Raw genomic sequence first — 2,848 nt, forward strand, 5'->3', positions numbered from 1 at the left:
GGCGGATTCAATTGGGGAGCCATTTATTTAAAATGGGCCTATAATGCAAAACACTAACCACTAACTAATTAGTAAAATTATGGATATAAAGGATATTCAAAACTTAATTAAGTTTGTTGCCAAATCTGGCGCAAGCGAGGTTAAACTAGAAATGGATGATTTAAAGATCACTATTAAAACTGGATCAGAAGGAGGAGATACAACTATTGTGCATCAAGCACCTTCCTCACATATTCCACAACAAGTAATTGCGGCACCAGCACTTGAAACTCCCGCAGCTCCAGCAGCATCGCAAGAATCAGCGGCTCCCGCAGCGGCGTCTGAAAACGCAAAATATATTACAATCAAATCTCCAATAATTGGTACTTTCTACAGAAAACCAGCACCTGACAAGCCTTTATTTGTTGAGGTAGGTCAAACTATTGGTGAAGGTGATGTACTTTGTGTTATTGAAGCTATGAAACTTTTCAACGAAATTGAATCTGAAGTTTCAGGGAAGATAGTTAAGGTATTAGTTGATGATTCATCTCCAGTAGAGTTTGATCAGCCATTATTTTTAGTAGACCCATCTTAATTTTAGGTTATTAGATCTCTCGATTATTAGAAATTTACTTATCTAATAATCCAATAATCGAATAATCATTTGACTAATTATCTAATACAAAAAAGATGTTTAAAAAAATATTAGTTGCCAATAGAGGAGAAATAGCACTTCGTGTTATTAGAACTTGTAAAGAAATGGGTATTAAAACGGTGGCGGTATACTCTACTGTCGATGCCGAAAGTTTGCACGTTAAATTTGCAGATGAAGCTGTTTGTATAGGCCCAGCAGCAAGTAGCGAATCCTACTTAAAAATGTCAAATATTATATCTGCCGCTGAAATTACTAACGCAGATGCCATTCATCCAGGTTACGGATTTCTATCAGAAAACGCTAAATTTTCAAAAATTTGTGAAGAGCACGGTATTAAATTTATTGGTGCATCTCCAGAAATGATTGATAGAATGGGCGACAAAGCAAATGCAAAAGAAACCATGAAAGCTGCTGGAGTGCCTTGTGTACCAGGTAGTGATGGTGTTATAAAAGATTTTGCTGAATGCGAAAAGCTTGCCAAAGAAACCGGTTATCCAGTTATGCTTAAAGCTTCTGCAGGTGGCGGAGGTAAAGGTATGCGTGGTGTTTTCAAACCAGAAAAGCTCAAGGATGCTTGGGATTCTGCAAGACAAGAATCAAAAGCGGCATTTGGAAACGACGATATGTATATGGAAAAGCTTATTGAAGAGCCAAGACATATCGAAATTCAAATTGTAGGCGATTCCAATGGAAAAGCATGTCATTTATCCGAAAGAGATTGCTCAATTCAACGTCGTCATCAAAAACTAACCGAAGAGGTGCCATCACCATTCATGACAGATGCACTTCGTAAAAAAATGGGTAAGGCGGCAGTAAAAGCAGCAGAGTATATTAAATACGAAGGCGCAGGAACTATAGAGTTCTTAGTCGATAAAAACCGTAATTTCTACTTCATGGAAATGAATACACGTATTCAGGTAGAGCACCCAATTACAGAACAAGTAATAGATTTCGATTTAATTCGTGAGCAAATATTGGTTGCCGCAGGTGTGCCAATTTCTGGTAAAAACTACACGCCAAAATTACACTCCATTGAATGTAGAATTAATGCAGAAGACCCTTATAACAATTTCAGACCGTCACCAGGCATGATAACCACATTGCATGCTCCAGGAGGTCATGGTATCCGTCTAGATACGCATGTTTACGCAGGTTATGCCATTCCGCCAAACTACGATTCTATGATTGCAAAGTTAATAACAACGGCGCAAACCAGAGAAGAAGCCATCAATAAAATGAAACGTGCTTTAGATGAGTTTGTAATAGAAGGCATCAAAACAACCATTCCATTCCATAGGCAACTTATGGATCACCCAGATTATTTAGCGGGTAATTATACCACTAAATTTATGGAAGATTTCGTTATGGAAAAACCAACTGAAGAATAAAATATTAAGTCCCGATGCAAATCGGGATTTTTTTTGGCGCCTGCCTGCCGGCAGGCAGGCTTTTCACTATATCTTTTTTACTTTTGTCATATCTGCGTAGGCTGGAATCCATTTTAAATGTTTGGTTTCTCATAATTTTGTAATGGTCTACCATAAAAGCAAAAAAGGATGCCGTTTCAATCCCTAACGCAACCCAGAACTTCAATTTAAAAACCTAAATTAGCGTCATGAATCTTTCTTACTGGGAAATAAAATCATGGCTATCAAATATCGATTTTTGCATCGTAGGTAGTGGTATTGTTGGTCTTAATTGTGCCCTTCAATTAAAAAAACAGTTTCCAAAAGCTAAGATTCTTATTCTTGAAAAAGGCACCTTGCCACAAGGAGCCAGTACAAAAAATGCAGGTTTTGCATGCTTTGGAAGTTTAAGTGAAATACTAGACGATTTAAAAACACATTCCGAAAATGAAGTCATTCAACTTATAAAAAAACGCGTTGATGGACTAAAATTATTAAGACAGACTCTTGGAGACAAGCAGCTAGACTACCAACAACTAGGCGGTTACGAGTTATTTTCAGATTCAGATGAAACACTATTTGAAAGCTGTATGTCGCAAAAAGAAGCTATAAATAAGTTATTAAAACCCATTTTTAAGGATAGTGTATTCAGTTTAAAAGACAATATTTTCAATTTCAAAAACGTAAACGACACCTCTATTTTTAATCAGTTTGAAGGGCAAATTGATACAGGTAAAATGATGGAAGCTTTACTTGAAAAAGTATTTTCAAAAGGCATCAAAATTTTAAATAATATTCAGGTTGAGAG

General features: G+C 36.5%; 3 protein-coding genes. All 3 read left to right on the plus strand.

Annotated features, from left to right (window positions below; genetic code table 11):
* Positions 1-79 precede the first annotated feature (79 nt).
* The gene (accB, locus tag WBN21_RS14580) at positions 80-574 is read left to right on the plus strand and encodes an acetyl-CoA carboxylase biotin carboxyl carrier protein (protein WP_424201531.1); all 495 of its coding nucleotides are present in this window, start codon (positions 80-82) and stop codon (positions 572-574) included.
* 95 nt (positions 575-669) lie between these two features.
* Positions 670-2,022: an acetyl-CoA carboxylase biotin carboxylase subunit gene (gene accC / locus WBN21_RS14585; RefSeq protein ID WP_424201533.1), complete on the plus strand. Its 1,353-nt coding sequence runs from the start codon at positions 670-672 to the stop codon at positions 2,020-2,022.
* Between the two features lie 227 nt (positions 2,023-2,249).
* On the plus strand, positions 2,250-2,848 hold a 599-nt coding region (locus WBN21_RS14590; protein WP_424201535.1), incomplete at its 3' end, for an FAD-dependent oxidoreductase.

The organism is Algibacter sp., assembly GCF_049667265.1.
Lineage (GTDB): Bacteria > Bacteroidota > Bacteroidia > Flavobacteriales > Flavobacteriaceae > Algibacter_B.

Excerpts from the sequence above, each read along its gene's own strand:
- accB (WP_424201531.1), top strand. The coding sequence starts at position 80 with ATGGATATAAAGGATATTCAAAACTTAATTAAGTTTGTTGCCAAATCT.
- accC (WP_424201533.1), top strand. The coding sequence starts at position 670 with ATGTTTAAAAAAATATTAGTTGCCAATAGAGGAGAAATAGCACTTCGT.